At 59.2% G+C, this 19,131-nt stretch carries 18 protein-coding genes; 5 read left to right on the top strand and 13 right to left on the bottom strand.

The window, feature by feature from the left end; all coding sequences use genetic code 11:
• Positions 1-3: 3 nt before the first annotated feature.
• Both secB and KUV51_RS10390 read right to left on the bottom strand, forming a co-directional pair.
• Positions 4-489 (bottom strand): protein-export chaperone SecB, encoded by a 486-nt coding sequence (gene secB, locus KUV51_RS10385; RefSeq protein ID WP_222521563.1) that lies wholly within the window; start codon positions 487-489, stop codon positions 4-6.
• Positions 490-551: 62 nt separating this feature from the next.
• Positions 552-1,019, bottom strand: a complete 468-nt coding sequence (locus KUV51_RS10390; protein WP_222521564.1) for an FxsA family protein — start codon at positions 1,017-1,019, stop codon at positions 552-554.
• Between the two features lie 115 nt (positions 1,020-1,134).
• Here KUV51_RS10390 and KUV51_RS10395 point away from each other — a divergent pair, with 115 nt between their 5' ends.
• The 3 genes from KUV51_RS10395 to KUV51_RS10405 are packed head-to-tail and all read left to right on the top strand — an operon-like array spanning position 1,135 to position 3,412.
• Complete coding sequence (locus tag KUV51_RS10395) at positions 1,135-1,794, top strand: Tim44/TimA family putative adaptor protein (protein ID WP_222521565.1); 660 nt, start codon at positions 1,135-1,137, stop codon at positions 1,792-1,794.
• 41 nt (positions 1,795-1,835) lie between these two features.
• On the top strand, positions 1,836-2,825 hold the full coding sequence (locus tag KUV51_RS10400; RefSeq protein WP_222521566.1) for a murein transglycosylase A: 990 nt from the start codon (positions 1,836-1,838) through the stop codon (positions 2,823-2,825).
• Positions 2,822-3,412: a Smr/MutS family protein gene (locus KUV51_RS10405; protein WP_222521567.1), complete on the top strand. Its 591-nt coding sequence runs from the start codon at positions 2,822-2,824 to the stop codon at positions 3,410-3,412. The genes KUV51_RS10400 and KUV51_RS10405 overlap by 4 nt, the downstream gene beginning before the upstream one ends.
• Here the strand turns inward: KUV51_RS10405 and KUV51_RS10410 are convergent.
• Genes KUV51_RS10410 through hslU form a run of 3 tightly spaced genes read right to left on the bottom strand, consistent with a single transcriptional unit; the run spans position 3,395 to position 7,101 of the window.
• Complete coding sequence (locus tag KUV51_RS10410) at positions 3,395-4,642, bottom strand: MFS transporter (RefSeq protein ID WP_222521568.1); 1,248 nt, start codon at positions 4,640-4,642, stop codon at positions 3,395-3,397. The genes KUV51_RS10405 and KUV51_RS10410 overlap by 18 nt on opposite strands.
• Positions 4,639-5,739, bottom strand: a complete 1,101-nt coding sequence (locus tag KUV51_RS10415) for an alpha/beta hydrolase (RefSeq protein WP_222521569.1) — start codon at positions 5,737-5,739, stop codon at positions 4,639-4,641. The genes KUV51_RS10410 and KUV51_RS10415 overlap by 4 nt, the downstream gene beginning before the upstream one ends.
• A gap of 54 nt (positions 5,740-5,793) precedes the next feature.
• The gene (hslU, locus tag KUV51_RS10420) at positions 5,794-7,101 is read right to left on the bottom strand and encodes an ATP-dependent protease ATPase subunit HslU (protein WP_222521570.1); all 1,308 of its coding nucleotides are present in this window, start codon (positions 7,099-7,101) and stop codon (positions 5,794-5,796) included.
• A gap of 169 nt (positions 7,102-7,270) precedes the next feature.
• On the opposite strand from hslU, the gene KUV51_RS10425 reads away from it, so the two are divergent.
• The gene (locus KUV51_RS10425; RefSeq protein WP_222521571.1) at positions 7,271-7,663 is read left to right on the top strand and encodes a DM13 domain-containing protein; all 393 of its coding nucleotides are present in this window, start codon (positions 7,271-7,273) and stop codon (positions 7,661-7,663) included.
• 54 nt (positions 7,664-7,717) lie between these two features.
• Here KUV51_RS10425 and KUV51_RS10430 read toward each other — a convergent pair whose 3' ends face one another.
• Together KUV51_RS10430 and hslV are read right to left on the bottom strand one after the other, a co-directional pair.
• Positions 7,718-8,746: an aldo/keto reductase gene (locus KUV51_RS10430; protein ID WP_222521572.1), complete on the bottom strand. Its 1,029-nt coding sequence runs from the start codon at positions 8,744-8,746 to the stop codon at positions 7,718-7,720.
• A gap of 5 nt (positions 8,747-8,751) precedes the next feature.
• Positions 8,752-9,309 (bottom strand): ATP-dependent protease subunit HslV, encoded by a 558-nt coding sequence (hslV, locus tag KUV51_RS10435; RefSeq protein WP_222521573.1) that lies wholly within the window; start codon positions 9,307-9,309, stop codon positions 8,752-8,754.
• Positions 9,310-9,406: 97 nt separating this feature from the next.
• On the opposite strand from hslV, the gene KUV51_RS10440 reads away from it, so the two are divergent.
• Positions 9,407-10,318: a hypothetical protein gene (locus tag KUV51_RS10440; RefSeq protein ID WP_222521574.1), complete on the top strand. Its 912-nt coding sequence runs from the start codon at positions 9,407-9,409 to the stop codon at positions 10,316-10,318.
• Between the two features lie 33 nt (positions 10,319-10,351).
• Here KUV51_RS10440 and trxA read toward each other — a convergent pair whose 3' ends face one another.
• Genes trxA through tsaE form a run of 6 tightly spaced genes read right to left on the bottom strand, consistent with a single transcriptional unit; the run spans position 10,352 to position 19,122 of the window.
• Entirely contained in the window at positions 10,352-10,672 is a 321-nt protein-coding gene (gene trxA / locus KUV51_RS10445) for a thioredoxin (protein WP_039685079.1), read from the bottom strand.
• A 38-nt stretch (positions 10,673-10,710) separates the two neighbouring features.
• Entirely contained in the window at positions 10,711-14,028 is a 3,318-nt protein-coding gene (gene addA / locus KUV51_RS10450; protein ID WP_222521575.1) for a double-strand break repair helicase AddA, read from the bottom strand.
• Complete coding sequence (gene addB / locus KUV51_RS10455) at positions 14,025-16,976, bottom strand: double-strand break repair protein AddB (RefSeq protein WP_222521576.1); 2,952 nt, start codon at positions 16,974-16,976, stop codon at positions 14,025-14,027. Before addB ends, addA begins: the two co-directional genes overlap by 4 nt.
• On the bottom strand, positions 16,969-17,661 hold the full coding sequence (locus KUV51_RS10460; RefSeq protein ID WP_261385768.1) for a nucleotidyltransferase family protein: 693 nt from the start codon (positions 17,659-17,661) through the stop codon (positions 16,969-16,971). The genes addB and KUV51_RS10460 overlap by 8 nt, the downstream gene beginning before the upstream one ends.
• Entirely contained in the window at positions 17,637-18,656 is a 1,020-nt protein-coding gene (locus tag KUV51_RS10465; RefSeq protein WP_315898815.1) for an aminoglycoside phosphotransferase family protein, read from the bottom strand. The genes KUV51_RS10460 and KUV51_RS10465 overlap by 25 nt, the downstream gene beginning before the upstream one ends.
• Positions 18,649-19,122 (bottom strand): tRNA (adenosine(37)-N6)-threonylcarbamoyltransferase complex ATPase subunit type 1 TsaE, encoded by a 474-nt coding sequence (gene tsaE / locus KUV51_RS10470; protein WP_222521577.1) that lies wholly within the window; start codon positions 19,120-19,122, stop codon positions 18,649-18,651. The genes KUV51_RS10465 and tsaE overlap by 8 nt, the downstream gene beginning before the upstream one ends.
• Positions 19,123-19,131 lie beyond the last annotated feature (9 nt).

A 19,131-nucleotide genomic window follows, 5' to 3' on the forward strand; every position in this document is an offset into this window, starting at 1 on the left:
TGGTCAGTTGACCGTTTCGGATGGCTCGGCTTCTTTCTGCCGGCGCGCGATCTCGTTGCGGTAAAGCGAAACGAAATCGATGTTTTCCAGGTTCAGCGGCGGGAAGCCACCGTCGCGTGTGATGTCGCTGACGACACGGCGCAGGAACGGGAAGATCATGCGCGGGCATTCGATCAGCAGGAAGGGATGCATCTGTTCATCCGGCACGTTTTCGATGTGGAACATGCCGACGTAGTCAATCTCAAGCACGAAGAGGACGGTGTCACCGTCTTTGGCTTTCGAGGTCACGTTCAGTTTGATCGCGCTTTCGTACTGGTTTTCCTGCGGCCGCTTCTTGGCATCAAGGTTCACTTGCACCTGTACATCAGGCTGCACATCCGGCGCTGCGCCCTTTTGGGATACGATGTTCTCAAATGACATATCGCGAATATATTGGCCCAGCACGCGCATCTGCGGCGCGGCGGGTGGTGTGGCTTGTTCTTCGGCCATCTGTTTTTCTCTCCGAGGCAAATAAAGGGTCGCAGGCTTGGTAGCAGCTTGGCCCACCGGCCTCAATGCTTGGTCCAGCCCGAGGGGCCGCGAACCTCGCGTTGGTCTGGATCGACCTCAGTGTATTCGCCATCCACCACGTTTGGATCCTGACGATGCGTGGGGTGAGTGGCAAATGTTGCAACCTTGATACGTGATCTTGCCCACTTAAAAACCGCCAGCCGAACAGCAGGCACCAGCAATGCGAACCCAACGGCATCGGTAAAAAAGCCCGGGGTCAGCAACAACGCGCCTGAAAACAGGATCATCGCACCGTGGGCGAGCGCCTCGCTGGGGTCCCGCATCTGGTTGAATGAGGACTTCACCTGACCAAGCGCTTGCATCCCCTGCGCCCGCACCAGGATCGTGCCCAGAACCGCAGTGATTACGACGATCAACAGGGTCCAACCAAGGCCAATGGCGCCACCGATCTGAATGAACAGGGCAATCTCGATCAACGGAACCAGAAGAAAGGCCAGAAACAGCCACATTCGAGCAATCCTTTCGTTTTACACAAGGGGCCGTACAGTGGACTTGCGTCCCCCGTGCACCTACATAAGTGACCGACGGCGCAATCGCCACCCGACCCCGAATGACGAGGATTGAATGAACTCTCCGCTTATCCAGTTGCTGGTGCTTGCAGGCATCGCTGTTTTCCTGATCTTGCGCTTGAAAAACGTGCTGGGGACACGCGAAGGGTTTGAACAACCGCCCGTGCCGAAGCAGGCGAGCGATAGACTGAACCGCCCTGATCTGGAAGTGATCGAAGGTGGGCCTGATCTCGATATCACTGATCACGTGGATGAGGACAGCGACGCCGCCAAGGCGTTGGCCGAGATGAAGCGCGTTGAGCCATCATTTCACGTCGCCGAATTCCTGGGTGGTGCCCGCGGAGCCTATGAAATGATCGTGATGGGGTATGAGAACGGCAATCTGGCCGAAATTCAGCCTTTCCTGTCCGAAGAGATTTACGAGTCGTTCGTTGATGGTGTCGCGGCGCGTGAAGATCACGGACTGACGATCGAAGCGGAGTTTGTGGGCGTGCGCGAGCTCAAGCTGATGGACGCCACATTCGATCCTTCAACCAATGAGGGTGAGTTGACGATCCGCTTTGTCGCAGAACTGAAATCTGCTGTTCGCGATCAGGGCGGAGATATCGTAGAAGGTAGCCTGACTGAGGTGAAGCGGCAGAAAGACACATGGGCCTTCTCCCGAACGATGGGTGCGGACGACCCGAACTGGGTGCTTGTGTCAACCGACGCATAGCCTGGTTTTGCGCATCGCTTTTCTGCGCCACCTTCTGGGTCATGGCTGCCGCGGCGTCTGATATCAAATATACGGTACTTGATTTTGCGTCCCTCGACGGTTGGGCGCAGGATGATCACGCTGCCGCGCTGACCACATTTCGGAACACCTGTCAGGATATGGATGATCCGGATTGGACATCCTTGTGTGCCTTGGCCGGTGACGTTCCTGATGCACGCGCGTTCTTCGAACTCTTCTTTCGTCCGGTTCTGATCGAGGACGGCCAACCGGCCCTTTTCACCGGTTATTTCGAACCCGAACTGGAAGGCGCGCTGCGTCGCAGTGCGCGCTACCGGTATCCTGTCTACGCCATGCCGCCTGAAGCGCGCGCGATCCGACCCTGGCTGACACGGCGCCAGATCTTGGAAGGGCCGTTCATGCAGGGCCGCGGTCTGGAGATCGCCTGGGTCGATGATCCGGTCGAATTGTTCTTTTTGCAAATACAGGGTTCTGGTCGGATCCGTTTACCGAACGGGCAGATGATCCGCGTTGGCTATAGCGGGTTCAATGGCCACGAGTATCGATCCGTTGGTGCTGAACTGGTGCGTCGCGGTACCTACGCCGCCCATCAGGTGAGCGCTCAGGTCATCCGGAACTATGTTCAGCGCAACCCAGTTGTTGGAAAAGAGTTGCTGTATCACAACCCGTCCTATGTGTTCTTCCGCGAAGTCAGTGAAGTGCCTGCCGAGCGTGGGCCGTTGGGAGCCATGAACAGGTCCATTACAACCTTGCGGTCCATCGCCGTCGATCCGAAATTCGTGCCCCTTGGTGCGCCGGTTTGGATCGAAAAGGATGGGGCGGACCCATTGCGGCGTTTGATGATCGCGCAGGATACCGGATCGGCGATCAAGGGCGCCCAGCGCGCCGATGTGTTTTATGGCACCGGCGATGATGCTGGTCGGGCCGCGGGTCGTTTGCGCGATCCCGGCAAGATGATGGTGCTGATGCCGATCCAGCGCGCCTACGCGCTCTTGCCCGAGGGTGCGATATGACACGTCGCAAGCTACGGCCGGAGGAAGAGGACCTTTGGCGCAGGGTGGCCGACAAGACGGAGCGCCTTCATCCTGAAAAGCCGTTCCATCCGGACAACTTTGTAACAACGCCGCCGCCCTCACCCCGATCCAGACCGACCTTTGAAGTGGCACCTGCTCGCCCGACATCGCGAGGTACCGGCACGAAAACATCCGTAAATCTGTCGCCGTCTATCGTGGATCAGGTTGCCGCGCAGCCCGTACAAATGGACCGCAAGGCATTCACGCAGATGAAACGCGGCAAGCTCAAGCCCGAGGGCAAGCTCGACCTGCACGGGATGACGATAGATCGGGCGCATCCCGCTTTGACCCGCTTCATCCTTTCGGCGCATGGACAGGGAAAACGCCTTGTTCTTGTTGTCACGGGCAAGGGTAAGCATCGCGACGATGATGGGCCTATCCCGGTCCGCTTTGGAGTGTTGCGACATCAAGTGCCGCAATGGCTGTCGACGCCGCCGCTGTCTTCTGTCGTTTTGCAGGTCAGTCAGGCCAATGTGCGGCACGGTGGCGGCGGTGCCTACTATGTGTATCTACGTCGCCAGCGATAAGCTGCGTCGCGCGCGAGAAACACCGATCCACATGCTCAAGGATGCCCCGGCAAAGTAGACAGCGACCCCGATGTACTGGGTGTTCAACGCGACTCCGAAGTCGATCAGCACCCCAGTGATCAGTGGACCGATGGCCGATCCCAAGACCATAGCGGCAGCTGCCATCGCCTTGATCGAGCCGATGAAACGCGTGCCGTAGAACTCCGCCCAGAACGCATTGGGAAAGGTCGCATTGGCACCGCTGGTTATGGCGAAAAATACGAGACCCAAAGCAACCAGCGTGAGCTGATCGGCCCATGCAAAGCATAGAAAGGCTGCGATGATCGGTGTCTGATAGAACGGGATCAGCCGCGCTGTTCCGAAGCGGTCCAGTGCAAAGCCGGACAGAACCATCGCGCCGATGCCGACCGCCGTGTAAATCGGAAAGAGGGCTACCAGTGACAAATGGGACCAGCCGTTCACCTCTGCATAGTGCGCTTGTTGAAAGAAAAACGCTGTGCCGAATGCAGAAAGACCCACCAAGGCGGGTACCATGAACCAAAATAACGGGTGGGTCAGAGCCTCACGCCTTGTCCAGTGCCGCCCGCTCATGCCGGTGCTTTGATCTTGCGTTGCCATGGACTGTGGCGTGCGTTCTTCGCGCAACAAGCGCCCCAGGGCGGGCACACCGGCCAAAGCGATACCCGCCGCAATCACCCATAGAAGACGCCAGTCCAGAACAGTCATCATTGAAACGAACACCATGGGCAAAATCGCCTCTCCAAGCGAGAAGCCCAAGGTAGCGATTGCCAATGCGCGCCCGCGCGTCGCCACGAACCATCGGGCCATGGCGACGATGGCGATGTGACTGGTCATACCCTGCCCCATGAGCCGAAGTGCGAAGATCACGAGGGGCAGCAGAACTGCATACGGATTGACGGCCATCGCCAGACAAGAGAGCGCGAGCAAAGTCAGCACGCCCATGCCCAAAGACCGCGCTCGAAACTGATCTGTCAGACCGCCCGCCCACAGCATGACGACTGCGGATACAGTCGTGCCGAGCGCATATATCGCACCCCAACTCCCGTGGGTGAGCCCGAACTCATCCTGTATTTGACCGGCAAAGATCGAGATAAAGAAGGTTTGTCCGAAAGAGGACAAGAGCGTCAGCAGCGCCCCTGCCGCAAGCCATTGGCGGTTTGTGCTCAGAAACGAACCGAGGGGTTCGGCCCGGCTCGGCCCGCTTGTCACCGGGATTCACCGGGAATGATGGTGTTGTCTGTCACGCGGACTGGTGCGCGGATACGGCGTGCGCCGGGGATCGTCAAAACGGTGCCAGGTCGCCCGCGCAAAAACTCGCGGTCCAGATCGGAGGATCGGCGCAGCAGTTGGATCAACGCGGGCGAGCCGCCCGCAACAAAGTGGTTGCCGGATTTCCGGTCCGTGAATGCCGTGACATCCACAACCGTGATCGGCAAATCGGCAACGGAGTCGGCGTTTTCGATGTTCCCAAGCTGCGACCGTTCCCCGCGCAGGCGTGACGACACGCGCAAGATGGCGTCCTTGCGCGACACCATCACGACAAATGGATCGGGTGCCGTTTGGATGCGTGAAAACTGGCTGCGGAACACATCGACATTGATGTCCGGTGACAAGAGGATCACGGCATTGATGTTGCGACCTGTCCACCCCGGTTCCGCTATTTCAAGTTGGCGCAGTGTTTCCATCACCAACGCGCTGCCCATCGAATGTGCGACGAGAACGATGTCCGGCTGCCCGGCAGAACGGATCAGCCGAAGCAGGTCCGCCAATCCATCACGCGCGAAAAGTGCGCTGTCGCGGTCGTATTCGTATCCCAAAGGGTTGCCCCGGCTCGGCCAGGAATAGGCGACGTGTGTGCCGGGGATTTCGAGGTCGTCTACCAGCTGGGCCAAGCGAAAGGCGGAGTCGCTGAAGCTGTTGTTGAACCCGTGGACAAACAGCGTCACCTCACGTTGCCCGGCGGGTTGGGAGCGTATGTCAGCCTCAAGGGCAGCGCGAAAGCTCTGGTCCGATGGGTAGCGATCAAGGCCGGCAATGACAAAGTCGCGGTCCAGCTTCGGGCGTTCTTGCCCATCGGATACCGTTCCAAGCGCGCGCCCGGGTGGCAGGGAGACAGTCGCCTGCAACAGGTTCAGCGACGTCGATCGCCCGATCCCATACTCACCCGCATCATTGACTCCGCGCGTCGTGCCGATGAAGACATCGCGATTTGTGCCAATGTCCAGGGCGGCCGGAATGACCGGCGCTGCCGTTCGGTCGCTACAGGACGCAAGCGCAAGGATAAGAACCAACAGTAAAGCGCGCATTGCAAACCCTTGCCCATTCAATGACCCGGATGTACCCGAGCGTCGGGCGTACGGCTAGAGCACGTAGCGGCTCACATCTGTTGATCGCGCAAGTTCGCCGAGATGGGTTTCGACAAAACCCGCATCAACGGTGATGCTCTCCCCCGCGCGATCCGGCGCTGTGAATGACAATTCTTCGAACACACGCTCCATCACCGTGTAAAGCCGCCGTGCGCCGATGTTCTCGACACTCTTGTTCACGTCGGCAGCGATGCGGGCAAGGGCACGAATACCCTCTGGTTCAAAGGTCACAGTGACCTCTTCGGTTTTCATCAGCGCCGTATACTGAAGGGTCAGCGCATTGTCCGTTTCCTCGAGGATGCGGACAAAATCATCTTCGGTCAGGTCCCGCAGCTCGACCCGGATGGGCAAGCGCCCCTGCAATTCCGGCAGCAGGTCGGACGGTTTGGCAATGTGAAAAGCGCCAGACGCGATGAACAGGATATGGTCCGTCTTGACCGGCCCGTGCTTGGTGCTGACGGTCGTTCCCTCGATCAGGGGCAGCAGGTCGCGTTGCACACCTTCGCGACTGACATCGGCGCCGCGCGCGTCAGAGCGGGCGCACACCTTGTCGATCTCGTCCAGAAAGACGATCCCGTTCTCCTGTACCGCCTCCAAAGCTGTCTTCGTCACGGTTTCGTCGTCCAGCAGCTTGTCGGCTTCTTCCCCGATCAGAACTTCGTAGCTTTGCGCGACGGTCAGCTTCTTGCGCACGGTGCGTCCGCCCAGCGCTTTGCCAAAGATATCGCCAAGGTTCATCATGCCCATTCCGCCGCCCGGTTGGCCGGGGATGTCCATGGTCGGGAACGGATTGCTCGTATCGGCCACTTCTAGCTCGATCATCGTGTCATCCAGTTCGCCGGCTTTCAGCTTCTTGCGAAACATCTCGCGCGTGCCGTCCCGTGCATCTGTCCCGGCAATGGCCTCGATCACCCGGTCTTCTGCTGCCTTGTGGGCGTTGGCCTTCACGTCCTCACGCATATGGTCTCGGGTTTGCGCGATGGCGGCATCGACCAGATCGCGAATGATCTGTTCCACATCGCGGCCGACGTAACCCACCTCGGTAAACTTCGTTGCCTCGACCTTGAGGAACGGAGCGCGTGCCAGCTTTGCCAGGCGACGGCTGATTTCTGTTTTGCCCACGCCGGTGGGTCCGATCATCAGGATGTTCTTGGGGTACACCTCGTCTCGCAGGTCGTCACCCAATTGCTTGCGGCGCCAACGATTGCGCAGTGCCACGGCAACGGCACGCTTGGCATCCTTTTGTCCAATGATGAAACGATCAAGTTCCGAGACGATTTCGCGGGGGGTAAGGTCAGTCACAAGCGGCCCGTTTGTTACAAATGTCCCGCCTTACCTATGCGAAATCAGCCGAAACGCAACGATGCGCGCGCATTTCGTTGTCATTGCATCACGTGCGCGAGAGGTTGGGTTATTCTGTCGCGACGGTAGCGTAGGTTGGGCGTATGACACGCATTGCCGGAGATACCTTATGACCAACCGCCGTTCCTTTTTGATTGGATCCACTGCACTTCTTGCCACGATCGCCGCACCAAGCCTCAGCTTTGCGGGGGGCCATGGGCGCATTGGCGAATTCACGGGCAAAAGCAAGCATGTGACCAAGGGCCGTGCCGAAGTTGTCACGAAAAACGGCAAAAGCCAGGTGATCCTGCTGGATGATTTCTGGTTCGATGGCGCGCCAGACCCCAAGGTCGCGTTTGGTCGCAACGGTTATGACAAGAACACTTTGATGGGCAAGCTCAAGGCCAATACGGGCAAGCAAACCTTTGACGTGCCCGCCGGTGTCGATGCTGCGACCTATAACGAGGTCTGGATCTGGTGTGAGAAATTCAATGTTCCGCTGGGCGTGGCCAAGCTGAACTGATCGACAGCTCCGAGAATTGAAAAGGCCGCTGAATATGTCAGCGGCCTTATGTGTTCAGGACAGGATTTTGCTGTTCAGCTCATCTGTCATCATCGTATCGAACCAATGCGGGTAACGTTTGGCAGGTGGCGCGATGTCCGACAGTGTTGTCAGTTCATCCGGTGTCAGGCTTAAACCCGGCGCGGTGAGGGCGGCATCCATATGGCTCATCTTTGATGCGCCGAAGATCACGCTATGACCGCGATCCTGTGCCAAAATCCATGCCAAGGCGATCGTCGCGGGGTGCGCATCATGCGCTTTGGCGATCTCGCCTAGCGTTTCGACCATCTTGCGCGCTGTGCCGGTGTCGATGCCCAGAAAATCGCCGCCTTCACTCAGCCGCCCTTCACCTTCGTCAAGCTTGTCCGGGTCGTATTTGCCCGACAACAAACCACCGGCCAGAGGTGACCAGGCCATCAGCCCGCCGCCCATTTCGGTCATCATGGGCAGCACATCCTGTTCGATGTCGCGTGCAACGAGGTTGTAGAGATACTGACCGGCAACAAACGGGGTCATGCGATGATCGCGTTGATATTGCACGGCGCGCGCAACCTGCCAGGCGTTCCAATTTGAAACACCGATGTAACGCACTTTGCCATGTTCAACTGCCGTTTGAAGTGCAGCGAGCGTTTCCTCCATTGGTGTCGTAAAATCGGTTTTATGCAGCACCAGCAGGTCGATGTGGTCCATGCCCATTCGGTCCAAGCTGCCGTCGATCTGCTTGAGAACATGCGTGCGGCTCAGGCCCGCATCGCCGATCTGGTCCGACTGACGGAACCCAAGTTTAGTACAAATCACCGCTTCGTTCCGGCGTTTGCCCAGCGCTTTGCCTAGGATGACTTCGGACTCGCCATTGGAGTAGCCGTCGGCCGTGTCAAAGAAGTTCACACCTGCGTCCAGTGCATGATGCACCATTTCCGTCGCTGCCTTCTGGCCAACCTTTGCCACACCGGGAATCCACTCGGAGCCCGCATTGAAGGTCATCGTACCAAAGCACATGCGGCTGACGATCAGACCGCTGTTGCCCATGCGGGTATAGGTCATGTCGGTCATTTGCTGATCTTCTCCACCGTCAGATTGCCGTTCGTGTAAACGCAAATGTCGGCGGCGATCTGCATGGCGTCGCGCGCAACACCTTCGGCATCCCGGTCGCTGTCCATCATCCCGCGTGCAGCGGCCAAGGCATAGTTGCCGCCCGATCCGATCGCCGTCACATCATGCTCCGGCTCCAGCACATCACCCGCACCGGTGATGACAAACATGTCCGCGCCATCGGACACGATCAACATGGCTTCGAGCTTTTGCAGGTACTTGTCGGTGCGCCAGTCCTTGGCCAATTCCACACTGGCGCGGGCCAGTTGGCCGGGTGTGGCCTCCAGCTTCGCTTCCAACCGCTCAAGCAGCGTAAAGGCGTCGGCCGTGGACCCGGCAAACCCGGCAACAACGTCATACCCTCCCGGGCTGAGCCGCCGTACCTTGCGTGCGGTGCCCTTGATCACGGTTTGACCCAGCGATACCTGGCCATCCCCGGCAATCACGACCTCGCCGCCCTTTTTCACACCAATGATCGTGGTCCCGTGCCAACCGGGAAAGTCTGAGCTGGCCATGCGGCTCTCCTTCTTCAATTGCCCGATATATGGCTGTCAGGTGATAGACGGGCAAGGGCAGGTTGTCGGCATTGGTGGTGCTGAATAAGGTGCCGTCATGCCGCAGCCCAAACGTGTACGTTTCTATCTGGAGCCCGATACCCGGCGGCAAGCGCGCGAGGGCAAGCACAATTTCATCCGCCGGATCGAGAATGTCCTGAGCGCGTCGGGCTTTTCCATCTCGTATCACGCCAACAGCTTGCGTGAGCAATTCAAGGCCGTGTCCCGGCGCGGCTACTCTCTGTCGCAGATGACGCCGCCGCCAAATCGCCGTGGTCTGACATTCCGCCGGGTCTATCACTTTCCATTCTGGCAGATACAGCCAAGCGAAAAGCGCTGGGACTGGGATGTGGCCCATGCGACCTTTTGCGAGGCCGATGTCCCCCAAGATGAAGCGCGTCGTTTCTTTGAATTCTGGCAACGCCGGATTGCGGGATCGTTGCTGGATGATATTGCAGACGACGGTTTCATCTACGTTCCTCTGCAGGGCAGACTGTTGAGCCATCGTTCGTTCCAGAGCTGCACGCCGCTGGACATGATTGCACGTACCCGTGCCGCCTGCCCCGACCGCAAAATCGTTGCGACACTGCACCCCAAGGAAAGCTATGCCCAGTCGGAACTGACCGCATTGGAACGCATGATGGACACCGACACACATCTTACCGTCCAAACCGGGGGCCGAGATGTGCTGTTACCCCGCTGCGCGTTCGTCGTGACCATGAACTCGAGCATTGCCTTTGATGCGATGTTCTTTGGCAAGCCCGCGATACTCTTCGGCAAGGCGGACTTTCACCATCTCATGCTGGATGGGCAAGACGCACAGGCATTTCGCGACGTGCACACGCATCGCCCCAACTATGCTTCATATGTCTGGTGGGTGTGGCAGCACATGGCGATCAACGCGGGCCATGGCAGTGCCGAAGCCAAGATTGCAGCCAAACTGAAAGCTGCCGGTTGGCCGATAGAGTAAGGGCACCCGCTGTGCAGGTGCCCTTTGAAATGCTTAGATGCTTTCTTCGATCCAGCTTTGCAGTGCCGCCTTCGGAGCCGCACCTGCGCGGTTCGAGATCACTTCGCCGTTCTTGAAGATGAACAGCGCCGGGATGCCACGCACGCCCATTTGCGCGGGCGAGTTCGGGTTTTCATCCACATTGACCTTGGCGATCTTCACTTTGCCTTCCATCTCGGACGACAGCTCTTCCAGAGCGGGGCCAATCTGCTTGCACGGGCCGCACCATTCGGCCCAGAAGTCCACCACGACGGGGACATCGGAATTTTTGACTTCGGCGTCGAAAGTCGCGTCGGTGACTGCCACGGTTGCCATGTGAGTTCTCCTGCCAGGCTCAAGCGTAGGGCAGCAACCTAGGTACCCCCCACAGTATCGTCAAGATATTGAGTGCGCCCCAAGGCGACTGTCACGATATCGTGCGGAATAGGCATGAGGGTGCAGGTATGTGTCCACAAAATACTCAGCCGAATTTCGCGATCCGGGTAAATCTGAGCGATTGCATGTGCATAGGCGCCCATCTGGCGCAACACACCCTCCGGTACCTGGCTCGGCTCTGTCGGCACAACGCGATTTGTCTTGAAGTCTACAATATGAATAGTCGTTGGCGTGACATGCAGCCGGTCGATCGTTCCATGTATTCGCGCATTACCCATGGGCGCGGTGATGGGCACTTCGGCAAGAACATCTCCTGCAAACAACCAGTCGAGATCTTGATCAGACAAAACCTGTTGCGCTTGCTTTTTCGCCTCATCTTTCAAAGCTGCGCTGAGATCCGCGTCCGCCAATGCCCGCGCACCCTCGCCTTGCCCCTCGAGCAATGCGTGAACAACGGTGCCGAACAATTTGGCTGTTTCTTCATCCAGCCCGTCACCCGGCAGCGCCTTGGCACCGCCGAGATCGGACGGAGATAAGGTTTCCGTCTCGCTTTCGGACCGGGGGGCGGTATTGTTGAAATGCGCGGGCATCACCGGCTTAGGAACATGCAGCGCGTCGTCATCCTGCTGCGTGGTCAGAGACCACTCGCCATGTTCCAATCGCAACCCGGGCCCGGTTGGGGTATCAATGGCAGTCGCGCCGATGCTCTCCATCCCGGCTTGCACCCGTTGGTGCCAGTCACTGCCATCCTTGCTCAATTCCCCCGCCGCACCGACAATCAGCCACTTTTCCGCACGTGTTAGAGCCACATACAGCAATCGCAGCGACTCTTCGCGCTGGGCTGTCTTCATCTCGTCCAGCCGAGAAGACAAACGCTCTGGCAATTGGCCGGATGGCATCTTCCAAACGGGCGTTTGATCAACTTCGACAATGGCATCCCGAATTTGAATTTCACGCTTTCCGCATTCGGGCAGGATCACGACGGGTGCTTCAAGCCCCTTCGACCCATGAACCGTCATCACGCGGATTTGGTTTGACGCACTATCGATCTGGCGTTTGACCTCCAGATCGTCGGTCTCCATCCAGGTCAGGAAACCGGTCAGGCTTGGCACTTCGTTCCGTTCATATGACAGAGCTTGGGACAGCAGGGCATTGATCCCATCCTCCGCCTCCGATCCAAGCCGCGCCAGCATGCGTTGACGCCCGCGATGGCGGGTCAAAACGCGCTCAATCAGATCGTAAGGCCGCAAAAAGTCCACGTTGTTCCGCAAGTCCCGAAGGACCGCGACCGTTTCCGGGTGGTCATCTGTCTTTGTGCGCAATGCACGCCACAACTCATCCTCTTCGCGGTGATGGGCGAGTGTAAACAAGTCTTGCTCTGACCAGCCAAACAAGGGGGATCGGAGCGCGGTCGCGAGCGACAGGCTGTCTTCGGGCGTGGCGAGAAAGGACAAAAGGGCAGCAAGGTCACGCACCGCCGTTTCTGCGCCAACCTTCAATCTGTCCGCTCCTGCGATCGGCAGGTTCAGCTCTTTGCAGGCTCGTATGATGTTGGGAAAGATGCCGCCGCGCCGCTGGACAAGGATAAGAAAATCTCGCGGCTGCAGGGCGCGCGCGCCGTCCTTGTCCGGGATCGGAACCTTGTCGTCCAGCATCTGCTTGATCTGCCCTGCAACAGCCATGGCCAACGTGCGAAACTGGTGTTCCGGGCTGCGTCTGTCCACTGGATCAAACCAGTCGCGTTCGGGCGTTTTTTCCGGTTTCGGGACAAGCGGCCATAGGTCAACTCGCCCGGGAAGGTCGGTATTAAAGGCGATATGCGAACCACTGGCAAAGCCCGCATCCGCGTCATCCTCAAACACCTTGTCGACCATGTTCAAGATTGCCGGGGAAGACCGGAACGAAAAGTCGAGGCTCCTGTCCCATAAATTTTGACCTGACTTGGCCAGTTTAGAGCCGAATTCCGCCTGCATCCGATCAAACTCGCGCGGGTCGGCACCTTGGAACGAATAGATAGACTGTTTCTTGTCTCCCACCACGAAAATCGTGCGGGTAACGTCGGCGCGCGCGCCCTCCCCGCTGGAAAACTCTTCAGCCAGACGTCGTATTACATCCCATTGCAGCGGGCTGGTGTCCTGAGCCTCATCGACCAGAATGTGGTCGATCCCACCGTCGAGCCGATAGAGCACCCACGCGGCCACCCGATCGTCACTCAGCAGTTGCTGCGCCTTCTGGATAAGGTCATCAAAATCCAGCCACCCGCGTCGTTTCTTAGCCTCTTGATAGAGGTCTGAAAAACGGCACGCGAAACGGTGCAATGCAACAGTATGTTCGGCGGATTCCAGCGCCAGACGTGCCTCGCGTGCGGTTTCCACACGTTCGATCAGGGCCTCAAGCGCAGGCAACAGATGCGCGGCCTGTGTCTGTGTCGCTTTTGTTGGGAACCGTTTCTTGCGGGTGCCCGACTGCGTCAGGAATGCCGCCTCGGCAATCGACAGGCTCGTATCGTCGAGCGCAATAAGGTCCTTCAGGATTTCACCGACCGCTTTGTCAGTTACACCCTGACCGGCCAAAATGGGCAGCAGATCCTGCAGCATCTGCCAATCACCCGGCGCAAAAGTCATCTCGACAAGCCGATCGCGCGTCATGTCACGTGGATGGCCAAACAGCTCAAGCGCATCGCCCAAAGACATCTCGCGATACCCACTGCTACCCACGATCTCTCGGGTCAGGGACAGAAAGTCCTCGCCTTTGTACTGGCGCGCTATTCCCGCCAGCACGTCGGCATCGGGACCATCCGCTATCTGATCCACAAGCTCGGCCCGCAACAGGTCTGCTGCGCGATCTTCAATTTCCGTGAATTGGGGACTTACACCGGCTTCAAGCGGAAAACGCCGCAATAGAGACGCACAAAACGAGTGGATCGTCTGGATTTTGAGCCCACCCGGTGTCTCGATTGCCCGTGCAAACAGGGTGCGGGCATGGCGTAGCCCGTCCGTCGTGGGGATATCGGTCAGGCCAAGCTCCGCCAACTCCGCCCGCAGTGTATCGTCGTCAAGCATCGCCCAAGCGCCCAAACGCTGGAACAGGCGGTTCTGCATCTCGGACGCGGCAGCTTTTGTATAAGTCAGGCACAAAATGTGCTGTGGTTCGACGTCTTCGAGCAGTAGTCGGGCGACACGGTCAGTCAGTACGCGGGTCTTGCCCGAGCCGGCATTCGCCGACAGCCAGGTCGACTGCATAGGCTGCGCCGCTTCCTGCTGGCGCAAGGTCGCATCGCTCAGGGGCGCGGTCATGTCAGCACCTCAGCCGTCGGCTCTCGGGTGACATCCCACTCTCCGAACCGTGCAAGTTGATCGTAGTCGCGCGCTTCTCGGTCTTCGTAAAGTGCCCGGCGTGAGGTGTAGCCCTTGTCACCCTCCAGATACGCGCTCAGCAGACCCACCAAATCCGCGAGCACTTGTCGTGGTGTTTCAACGTCCAGGGGCGCGTCTTCGATCTTTGGGTTGCTGCCCATACCGATGAATTGCGCAGCGCGGATCGGGCGCGGGCCGAGCTTGGCAAACCCGCCCTCTTCCACCATCGCCGCTTCGATCAAGAGTTGCTTGTCGAAATGCTTCTGCTGATCTTTCGTTGGTGGCGATCCGGTCTTGTAGTCGTAGAGGATCACCGCGCCTTGGTCATCCACGTCAATTCTGTCCGCGCGTCCCTCGAGTTCGGTGCGGATTGCGGGCAATGTCAGTTTTCCGATGGCTTCGTTCTCGAACAGCGTTGGCGTCGCCACGATCTGACGCACCTTTTCCGTCTCTACGATCCAGGCGGCGGCACGCTCAAAACGGGCGAGCCACAGCGCCCGTGCAGCAGGCCACGGCACATCGCGGCTTAACACATGGCGTGCGTGCTGCATGAGGGTCTCAGGTGTCAGCGCATCCCTGTTCTGCAACGTGTCGCGCACAAATCGCTCCATCACATCGTGTGATAGCATTCCACGCAGCAGCGCGTCCGGCGTCTGAACCAGGGGCCGCAGCGCGCGCAGGTGCAGGACGTGCTTGGCGTAGATGGCATAGGGATCGCGGATCAGCGTCTGTATCTCGGTCACCGTCAGGCGCCGAGGGCGGGCAGACACCGGCGGACAGGGCGAAGGGCGGTGCGCCTTGGGCGCATCGGGCGCCGCATCAAGCTGCCGGGCCAGCGACAGCCAATGGTTGCCGCGTGCGCGCATTTCCGTCCAATGATCGGCATGACCTGATGCGACAAGGCCCTGCAAAAGATTACGCAACCGGTTCATCCAGCGTGACGGCACTGTTTCGGCGTCGTCAGAGCGTATGGATCGGGTCAACCAAACCTCAGGCGCCGCGATGGCCTGCTGGAAGTCATGGGCAGAGAGGCCGATCCGCCGTTCCGGCAGCAAGAGGCCGGCGTCGAACCGCATCTTGCGGTTCAGCCACGGATCTGGCGCCGGTGCCTCGGGCCATGTGCCGTCGTTCAGACCGGCAAGGATCATAAGTTCGGCACCCTGCACCCGCGCCTCGAGCGTGCCCCAGATCATGATGTCGGGATGGGGCGTGTCGCGGTCGCGCACGTCGTCGCCTTGCCGCAGAGCCGTCGCGACCAGACTTGCGTAGTCACGGGCCGACATCTCACCGCCATGTGGCGCAGCTTCTGCCAGGCTGTCCATCACCTTGCGCGCCGCCTGACCGGCTTTCTTTTGCCACAGCTCTCCGGCATCTGCGCCACCCAGACCTTCGGCCAACGTCTCGGAAAGCGCGCGATGGTGCGAAACCCAAGTCTCGAGCGGCATCAGGGCGGACGTCTCGCGATCACATACCAGATCAGCCACCCACGCAGCCCAGGGTACAATTTCCTCTGTCTGGCGGGTGGCTTTCCGGGCGCATTCCTGCAGGCTGTCGGCGTCGGGATAAGGCAGACCATCCTTGCGCATCCGCAATTCAAGGCGTTGCGTGTTGAGTTGATGCAGATTGCGGTTCGCACCTGAATGGGTCAGCGGATGCTTGAGCAGCGTCAGCAACGCTTCGGCATCCAGGGTCGCGTGAAAAAGCCCGGCAACATGGCGCAGGAAGCGCCCCGGTGGCGACAGGTGAAGCGGCGTTCCGGCGCTGTCGTCCGGCACAATTTCCCAGCGGTCGAGCGCGGCTGTGACCTGACGGGTCAGCATACGATCCGGCGTGATCAGTGCCGCCTTTTGCCCGTCCTCGGCCGCTTGCCTCAGGCGCATGGCGATGGCGATGGCTTCGGCCCGCGGGGTATCGGCCTCGACCAGTGTCACCGCGCCGGTTGCGGCATCAAGTTCCGAAAGCGCGGGGCCTTCTTCGCGCCACGCATCAGTCACGGGGGCCGGGCGCAGCGCAAGAGAGACAAGCGCGTTGCGTGCGTCCGACGCGGGTGACAGGTCTGTCCAGGCGCCCACATCGGAAGGATGCAACGCCAGCGCTTCGCACAGACGCAGGAAGCGATACTGCGGATGATCTTCAGCAGTTTTGTCATCTGCCAAGGTGTCCCAGACATGCCGCGGCATGTGATTGTCGAGACCCGGCAGGACCACGGCACCCTGTGGCAGGCGGGCGATGGCTTCCATCAAGCGGAGGGTCGTTCCGCGCGAGCCCGTGGAACCAACGAGCAGTATCGGATCATTGAGCGGGGTGTGAGACCAATGTTCGGCAAGCCGCAAAACCGTTTCACGTTGTCGCGCTTCCGGATCCGGAGCGCCTTGGCTGGCGTCAATGTAGTTTTGCGCGATGGCGATGAATTGCTGCGCGCGTGCCCAGTGCCCGGACTGGTCGGTTACGTCCAGCCGCGCAATGTCATCTGCACTCACGCCTTCGCCCTGCATCTCGTCCAACAGCGCTGCAAGGCTGTCGGCCAGATCGAACGGCCCTGCATCCGGGGCGAGTTCAGGCTGGTTTTCAATCAACGTCTTGATCAGTTGCGCCAGTTCCAGACGTCGCCGCAGCGGTGTTGCAGCGGGGGGTAGCGGATCATGGGGATCAAGATCTTCAAGCTGCGTGATCATGCGAACGCGCGGCAGCAGGCGCGCAGGGCCTTCGTCGAACAACGCGCGCAAGCGGCGGGCCATGCGGGTTGTGTTGACCAGAAGCGTGACGCGGGCCCATGCCTCTGGTGGAGCGGTTGCAAGCCGATCTTCGAGCCCGCGCACCACCGCGAGCGGAAAGTCGATGCCCGGCGCGCATCCAAAGACCCTCGCTTTGTCGCTTGGGTCAAACATTGTGGTTCCGTAGCATCTGTTCGGCAATGTCGATCCCTTCGGGTCGTCCAACATCGGTCCACTGGCCGGGATACTCTACGCCATGAAGCCGCCCGTCATTTGCCATTTCGTTCCAAACGACATTCAGGGAAAATGCCTTTTGCTGCACGTTGTGCAGGCGCGCAGTCTTCATGATCTGCACGCCACCGTAGACGAGATTGCCGCCGCGATGCAGCCGACCGCCTTCATCAACGTGAAAGTCGCCACCACCCTCTCTTCCATGGACGCGGGTCTCGGGAATGCAGACCAGCAAAGCGTCCATTCTGTCCGGATCCCATGCGTCGAGCGCCACCTTCAGCGGATTTGGACCTGACCAGATAACATCCGGATTGAGCGTCAAAACCGGGTCACTTTGTAGAAGCGGTAACGCGTTTCGCAGCCCGCCACCGGTTTCAAGGATCTCCGGTTCTTCCCGAACCGTGATGATCGACTGGCCGTCCAGATGTGTCTCAAGCATGTCCGGCAGGTAGTGCAGGTTGACCACCGTACGAGGCGGTTCCACCTCAGATACAAGACCAAGCGCACGGTCGATCAACGGCATCCCCGCCACTTTGATCAAGGGCTTTGGCTGTGCCTTGGTCAGGTGCCCCATCCGCGTTCCGAACCCCGCGGCAAAGACCATTATGGCAGGGGTATCGTTTTGCATTGGGATTTCAGACTGCTGAGAATGTCGTCGGTTGGCTCCGGCAGATGCATACGGACAAGCCGATCGAGATGGGATGCGGAGGGGTGCCTCAGGTTGGTTGTGATATGCTCCCAGACGCGTGGAATGAAGTCCACATAGTGCGGTTTGCCGTAAGCCAGAGAAAGACGGGCGAACACGCCCAGAATGCGCAGGTTACGTTGAAGACCCAGCAGCACATATGCGTCAGTAAACGTTGCGGCGTCCGCGCCTGAACCATCAATATATCTGCCCAGCATCGCTTTTTGAACGTCCATCGACACGTCGCGTCGCGCGTCCTGCAGCACCGACACCAGATCATAGGCGGGATGGCCGAGCATAGCGTCCTGGTAGTCCAGCAATCCGACTTTCTGCACACCTTCACGACCTGGCAGCCAGATCAGGTTTTCCGCGTGATAATCGCGTTGGATGAGGACCGGTGCCATCGCGTCCAAGGGTGCCAACGCATTCTTCATACCCGTCGCGAAAGCACTGCGCGCATCGATATCTACCGAACCGGTTGCACCGCGTTGATACCAGTCGAAGGCAAGGCAAGCGGCGTCCGTCATGACATATGCATCGTACCGGGGCAGATCCGGCGCCGCTGCCCCATGCAGATGAAGAAGCACGTCTGTCGCCGCTTCATAGAGGGGTGTTTCCAACGACGGTTGCGTTTTGAGTATGCGGGCGAACAGATCGTCGCCCAGATCTTCGATCAGCAGGAACCCGTTTCGGGCGTCCTGCGCAAAAATCTCGGGCGCGGATAATCCCGCATCTCGCAGATATGTGGTCACAGCGACGAAGGGGCGGACATCCTCACCCATCTCGGGGGGGGCATCCATGAGAATGCGTGTATGCCCGTCGCGAGACAGACGTTCGTATTTTCTGTTGGACGCATCGCCGGCAACCAGAACACGCGACGCGTCGACCCAGCCAGCTTCGGTCAGAAAGCGGTTTTTCAGCTCGGAACGATCAGACACGATGCGCCATGTCTGACAAACGATCTTCCCAGCGCGCATTCGCCCATGACAGGCGCGCAGATCGGCCATCGCACTGCATGTCAATTGCGATGGTCAATGCGTCTTGTGGTGCCATGGCGCCCAGACGATCCGGCCATTCGACCAGACAGATTGCGGTTTCAAAAGCGTCAAACAAGCCCAACTCGTCAATTTCGGTGTCTGATGAGATCCTGTACAGATCCGTATGCCACAGCGGCCCATTCTTGGTGTCATATATCTGCACAAGCGTAAACGTCGGCGATGGGACATCTTCCCACTCGACCAGAAGCGACTGAATCAATGCCCGGGCAAAATGGGTTTTTCCAGCGCCCACGTCACCCTCGAGCAAAATCACGTCGCCGGGGCGCAGGGCCGCACCGATTGCGCGCGCAGCTTGTGCGGTGTCATCTTCGGTCGGCCAGTGCAGGACAAGGGGGGCGGTCGTCATCCTGTCAAA

The sequence above is a fragment of the Tateyamaria omphalii genome (assembly GCF_019802125.1).
GTDB classification, from domain to species: domain Bacteria; phylum Pseudomonadota; class Alphaproteobacteria; order Rhodobacterales; family Rhodobacteraceae; genus Tateyamaria; species Tateyamaria omphalii_B.

Bases quoted from the DNA above. Each gene is read 5' to 3' on its own strand.
- KUV51_RS10425 (WP_222521571.1), top strand. From the start codon at position 7,271: ATGACCAACCGCCGTTCCTTTTTGATTGGATCCACTGCACTTCTTGCC.
- KUV51_RS10440 (WP_222521574.1), top strand. From the start codon at position 9,407: ATGCCGCAGCCCAAACGTGTACGTTTCTATCTGGAGCCCGATACCCGG.
- trxA (WP_039685079.1), bottom strand. From the start codon at position 10,672: ATGGCAACCGTGGCAGTCACCGACGCGACTTTCGACGCCGAAGTCAAA.
- KUV51_RS10400 (WP_222521566.1), top strand. From the start codon at position 1,836: ATGGCTGCCGCGGCGTCTGATATCAAATATACGGTACTTGATTTTGCG.
- KUV51_RS10395 (WP_222521565.1), top strand. From the start codon at position 1,135: ATGAACTCTCCGCTTATCCAGTTGCTGGTGCTTGCAGGCATCGCTGTT.
- addB (WP_222521576.1), bottom strand. From the start codon at position 16,976: ATGTTTGACCCAAGCGACAAAGCGAGGGTCTTTGGATGCGCGCCGGGC.
- addA (WP_222521575.1), bottom strand. From the start codon at position 14,028: ATGACCGCGCCCCTGAGCGATGCGACCTTGCGCCAGCAGGAAGCGGCG.
- KUV51_RS10430 (WP_222521572.1), bottom strand. From the start codon at position 8,746: ATGACCTATACCCGCATGGGCAACAGCGGTCTGATCGTCAGCCGCATG.
- KUV51_RS10415 (WP_222521569.1), bottom strand. From the start codon at position 5,739: ATGCGCGCTTTACTGTTGGTTCTTATCCTTGCGCTTGCGTCCTGTAGC.
- secB (WP_222521563.1), bottom strand. From the start codon at position 489: ATGGCCGAAGAACAAGCCACACCACCCGCCGCGCCGCAGATGCGCGTG.
- hslV (WP_222521573.1), bottom strand. From the start codon at position 9,309: ATGGCCAGCTCAGACTTTCCCGGTTGGCACGGGACCACGATCATTGGT.
- KUV51_RS10460 (WP_261385768.1), bottom strand. From the start codon at position 17,661: ATGCAAAACGATACCCCTGCCATAATGGTCTTTGCCGCGGGGTTCGGA.
- KUV51_RS10390 (WP_222521564.1), bottom strand. From the start codon at position 1,019: ATGTGGCTGTTTCTGGCCTTTCTTCTGGTTCCGTTGATCGAGATTGCC.
- tsaE (WP_222521577.1), bottom strand. From the start codon at position 19,122: ATGACGACCGCCCCCCTTGTCCTGCACTGGCCGACCGAAGATGACACC.
- KUV51_RS10405 (WP_222521567.1), top strand. From the start codon at position 2,822: ATGACACGTCGCAAGCTACGGCCGGAGGAAGAGGACCTTTGGCGCAGG.